The organism is Enterococcus sp. 12F9_DIV0723, from assembly GCF_002174375.1.
Lineage (GTDB): Bacteria > Bacillota > Bacilli > Lactobacillales > Enterococcaceae > Enterococcus_A > Enterococcus_A gilvus.
In genome coordinates this window covers 1,292,528-1,294,191 of sequence record NZ_NIBK01000001.1, presented here as the reverse complement: position 1 = coordinate 1,294,191, position 1,664 = coordinate 1,292,528, and the positions used below count along the sequence as shown (strand labels likewise).

Genomic DNA, 1,664 nt, shown 5'->3' with positions numbered 1-1,664 from the left:
AGGATACCGCTCTCCGTAATTTGCCATCCACTCGTCTCGATAAACTTTGGCAATAATACTTGCAGCAGCTATTGATACTGAACGGGCATCACCTTTGATAATTTTTTCCTGTGGAAGGCCGTTATCTAAAGCCATTGCGTCAATCAGTAAACAATCCGGAGCAATTTCCAAATGATCAATTGCTCGTTGCATAGCAACTTTAGTCGCCTGATAAATGTTTAGCTGATCAATTTCCTCAGCAGTTGCTTCACCAATTCCGATGGCACGAGCATTTTTTTCAATCTCTTTCACCAGCTCCTCTCTTCTATGAGAAGAAAGCTGCTTAGAATCATTTAAACCAAGTATAGCATGTTCATCATTCAAAATTACCGCTGCAGCGACTACCGGACCGGCCAAGGGACCACGTCCCACTTCATCAATACCACAAATCGCTCGAAAACCGGCGGCTTTTTTCTCTTCTTCAAAGAGAGACATTTCTTTATATTTTTTTTCCAGCGCCAGATACTTATCTTTCTTTCTTTGCCATTGTGATACGGCAAGCTGTACGCCTTTTCGTGTATCCTTCTGAAACTCGATTAACCGTGGATCATCAGGAGTGGTGATTTCTTTCAGTATTTCCTTAATTTTACTTACTGCTATTTTTTCCATTAGTCATTATGCTCCTCAAAACGATCCAAAGTAAAACGCCCTAATCTGCCTTGTCTCAATTCAAGAATCAACATCTCACTTGCTCGCTCATAATCTTCTTTGAAGCCACGCTTCTCAGAAATTAACATTAATAATTCAGGCAATTCCATAAATAAATCTTCCTGTGTTAATTTATAACGTTCTTTTAATTGCTCTGGGTAAAAACGGCAAAATATTTCTAGTTCATAAAGTGCTAAGTCATCTAAATGAAGAAGATCATCTTTAATCGCTCCAGTCAGAGCCAGTTTTTTCCCAACAGAAGGATCTTCAAACTTAGGCCATAAAATCCCTGGTGTATCCAATAATTCTAATTGTGATCCAAAACGAAGCCATTGTTGCCCTTTCGTGACACCTGGGCGATTTCCCGTACTCGCAACTTTTTTACCAGCCAGATGATTCAGTAACGTTGATTTGCCTACATTGGGGATTCCTAAAACCATAGCGCGAATCGCCCGCGGTTTTAGTCCTCTTTCTTTATCACGCGTAATTTTATCTGCTAGAACCTTCTTACTAGCAGGAACTATTTGCTTTACACTTTTATCATCTTTTGCAGTTAAAGCAAGAACGTGATGCCCTTGCTCACGAAAATAATTCACCCATAAGTTGGTTTGGCTTAAATCAGCCAAATCTGATTTGTTTAGCAAGATCAATCGTGGTTTATTTTGTACAATTTGGTCTAACATGGGATTGCGGGATGATAAAGGGAGTCTAGCATCAATTAATTCAAAAACGATATCGACAAATTTTAATTTTTCAGAGACCTCGCGTCTCGCCTTGGCCATGTGACCAGGAAACCATTGAATGGTCATAAACAGTTCCTCCTTAGCACACTCTCACTGAGCGTATTGAATCTAAAACTTAAAAAGCAGGTATTATTTAATACTAAAAATAAGAGCCTGCATTCAATTGCACACAACAATCTTTTGTTTTTTTATTTCAACTATTATTCCACACGCTATTGTAACACAACTCTTCTT

2 protein-coding genes are annotated in these 1,664 nt (G+C 38.8%); both read right to left on the bottom strand.

The features are described from left to right. Positions 1-648 (bottom strand): ribonuclease HII (locus A5868_RS06285; RefSeq protein ID WP_087654091.1); only part of this gene is annotated, 648 nt, incomplete at its 3' end. Beyond that, the gene (gene ylqF / locus A5868_RS06280) at positions 648-1,496 is read right to left on the bottom strand and encodes a ribosome biogenesis GTPase YlqF (RefSeq protein WP_086304300.1); all 849 of its coding nucleotides are present in this window, start codon (positions 1,494-1,496) and stop codon (positions 648-650) included. The genes A5868_RS06285 and ylqF, both read right to left, overlap by 1 nt. Positions 1,497-1,664: the final 168 nt, after the last annotated feature.

Bases quoted from the DNA above. Each gene is read 5' to 3' on its own strand.
- ylqF (WP_086304300.1), bottom strand. From the start codon at position 1,496: ATGACCATTCAATGGTTTCCTGGTCACATGGCCAAGGCGAGACGCGAG.